Below are 2,341 nucleotides of genomic sequence, written 5' to 3'. Positions count from 1 at the left end.
GGTAAACCTAAAATGTGCATGATGATATCTTCTGCGGTTGTAGTATCAAATACAATGCTGATGTAATCAATCTTAACGGATAAATTTTTGTGTGTAGTTATAGTGCATTACTCCTTTCGTACTTCCCGTTTTTTTGCGGGGTAAAAATCGTGTTTTTTCCTTTATTTATCACAGTTTCTAGGTACTATGACATGTATGCGCAGGGCGGTGTTACATATACGCCCTTTATGAACGCCTAAAGGCGTTCCCTTTCTTCCTGTGTCTGATCCGTTCTTAACGCTCACGAGCCTTGTAAGGCTCGTGGCTAAACGGAACAGCCCCAGTCAGAAACCTTATTTTCGGTCTGATAGTCTATGCTTATTCATGCTATCAAAATGAAAATACATCTTTTCTATGCTTACTCAAGCGTGTGATTGACCCTAGCGTGCTTAATCACTCTATCTGATACGATAATAACGCCATTAGAATTACTTGTCAAGAAGTTTTTGTTGACTTTTAGATATATATTAAGTATGATATGCTTATAAATACCAAGAAAAGCAATGAAAGGAGTGTTTATACTAAGTCATGGAGCATTACGAAAAGAAAATCAGTTTCTTAGGAGAGAACATACAGACCATAAGAAAGCATAGAGGAATGAAACAACAGGAACTTGCGGACAAAATCGGTATCAATATGCAGAGCCTTTCCAAGATTGAACGTGGCGTGAATTATCCTACCTTTGATACGCTGGAAAAGATAATGGACGTGCTGGGAGTAACACCCAATGAATTATTGTCGGGAGAATGGAAGTATATTGACCACACCGAGCCTATATCATGGATATTATCAAACGGGAACAAGACTTCAATGTTTCCTTAGATTACCTGTCTGAAAATGAATTTTTCGATGATGAAAAAGAATGCACATTTTACAAGGCATATAAACTCATACAGTATATCCATAACTACATTACCAATGAGGTTACGGAGTTGGAAGAACTTATGGAAATCAAGCAGTTGATACAGCGTCAAAAACTGGAACGCATGATAAAAGTACATAAGGAAATGCGAGGGTTAGACCGATACAGAGAACAGCCCAAAGAGTATAAATACCATGACCCTTATGATGATTGGATATTTCGTCAGCTTGCGGATATAGACAACAGAAACAACATTCCCGACACTTCTCCACAAGTAGACTTCAATGAAGCAGACTATGAAGATTATCTAAAGGCGAAATGGAACAGAGGTCTTTAATTTCCTCTTGCATGGAAGATACAGCAAACAAAAAGCCCAGTAAAGAGTGCAAAGCACCACCAATGGTGGCAAGGCTCTTGACAGGGCTTTTTCTTTTCTGTTGTGGGGTAATCAAGAGGAAGAAAGAAAAAGTGTGCATTTTTGTTCCATAAATGCTAAGGGTATGCTGATTTTTATTGTGGCGGATATATGGAACTGTTATAATATGGATATGAAGAAAGCGACAAATTTGAAAGTGTTAATAATTTTCAAACAGCCTCATTGCATGGAAATAAGAAACAGACTATCCTTAAAGTAGGAGGTGGCACAAATGGCAAATGAAGATAAAAAAGATTTTAATGCTATGTTGCATGATAGTAAGGATATGCCAAAATTTCAAATTATCATAGACCAGAAAAGTATTGAGAAATATGGTGGAAACAAAATGTATTTTGCTCCCCCGATTGACTATGACAAAGTAATGAAAAAAGTTCCGTATGGTAAAGTGATTACGGTTGGAAAAATACGAGAACACTTTGCAAAATTGAGTGGTGCAGATTTTACAGAGCCGATTACAGCGGGTATATTTGTTTCTATTGTAGCGTGGGCGAGTTATCAGCGTTCCGAAGATGAAACACCCTATTGGAGAACATTAAAAGCAAACGGAGAATTAAATGCTAAATATCCAAATGGTATTGAAGCACAGAAAGAAAAATTAGAAGCAGAGGGACATACCATTATTCAAAAGGGGCGTAAAAATATACGATACTATGTAAAGGACTATGAAAATTCTCTTTTTGATTTGAAATAGGCAAATTCTATTTCACAATTTCATATCTCTATACACAAAGCAGTTAGTCTTAGGATTGACTGCTTTTTTCATACCTAAATTTCAGATTGGAGTGATGAAATGGTGTTTGTTAGAGCTGTTCAGTAAGATTATCGGTGCATAAAATTTTATTGTGGTGCAGATATGAAAATGATATAATGTGGATATGAAGAAAGCGACAAACTTGAATTTGTCGAGCTGGTTAGTTCGAGATAATTTTGAGTTTGTTAAGATGTGGTGCACTTGATGGAATCACAGGTACGACATCATATTATGGAGGATGAAATAGATGATA

At 36.5% G+C, this 2,341-nt stretch carries 4 protein-coding genes; 3 read left to right on the top strand and 1 reads right to left on the bottom strand.

The annotated features are described in order from the left end of the window. Nucleotides 1-71: hypothetical protein (locus DXB52_RS17595; protein WP_472520531.1), on the bottom strand; the 71-nt coding region annotated here is incomplete at its 3' end. Nucleotides 72-567: 496 nt separating this feature from the next. Between DXB52_RS17595 and DXB52_RS17590 the strand changes: the two genes are divergently transcribed. From DXB52_RS17590 to DXB52_RS15435, 3 genes are all read left to right on the top strand, one after another. Next, entirely contained in the window at nucleotides 568-861 is a 294-nt protein-coding gene (locus DXB52_RS17590) for a helix-turn-helix domain-containing protein (protein ID WP_472520529.1), read from the top strand. Beyond that, the gene (locus tag DXB52_RS17585) at nucleotides 819-1,238 is read left to right on the top strand and encodes a hypothetical protein (protein ID WP_472520527.1); all 420 of its coding nucleotides are present in this window, start codon (nucleotides 819-821) and stop codon (nucleotides 1,236-1,238) included. Before DXB52_RS17590 ends, DXB52_RS17585 begins: the two co-directional genes overlap by 43 nt. Nucleotides 1,239-1,548: 310 nt before the next feature. After that, entirely contained in the window at nucleotides 1,549-2,028 is a 480-nt protein-coding gene (locus DXB52_RS15435; RefSeq protein WP_002322212.1) for an MGMT family protein, read from the top strand. Nucleotides 2,029-2,341: the final 313 nt, after the last annotated feature.

Origin of the sequence: Ruminococcus sp. OM04-4AA (assembly GCF_003462585.1) — a bacterium.
GTDB lineage: Bacteria > Bacillota > Clostridia > Lachnospirales > Lachnospiraceae > Mediterraneibacter > Mediterraneibacter faecis.
The sequence above is the reverse complement of the archived record's forward strand: the minus strand, read 5'-3'. Positions and strand labels throughout refer to the sequence as shown.

Bases quoted from the DNA above. Each gene is read 5' to 3' on its own strand.
- DXB52_RS17590 (WP_472520529.1), top strand. From the start codon at position 568: ATGGAGCATTACGAAAAGAAAATCAGTTTCTTAGGAGAGAACATACAG.
- DXB52_RS17585 (WP_472520527.1), top strand. From the start codon at position 819: ATGGATATTATCAAACGGGAACAAGACTTCAATGTTTCCTTAGATTAC.
- DXB52_RS15435 (WP_002322212.1), top strand. From the start codon at position 1,549: ATGGCAAATGAAGATAAAAAAGATTTTAATGCTATGTTGCATGATAGT.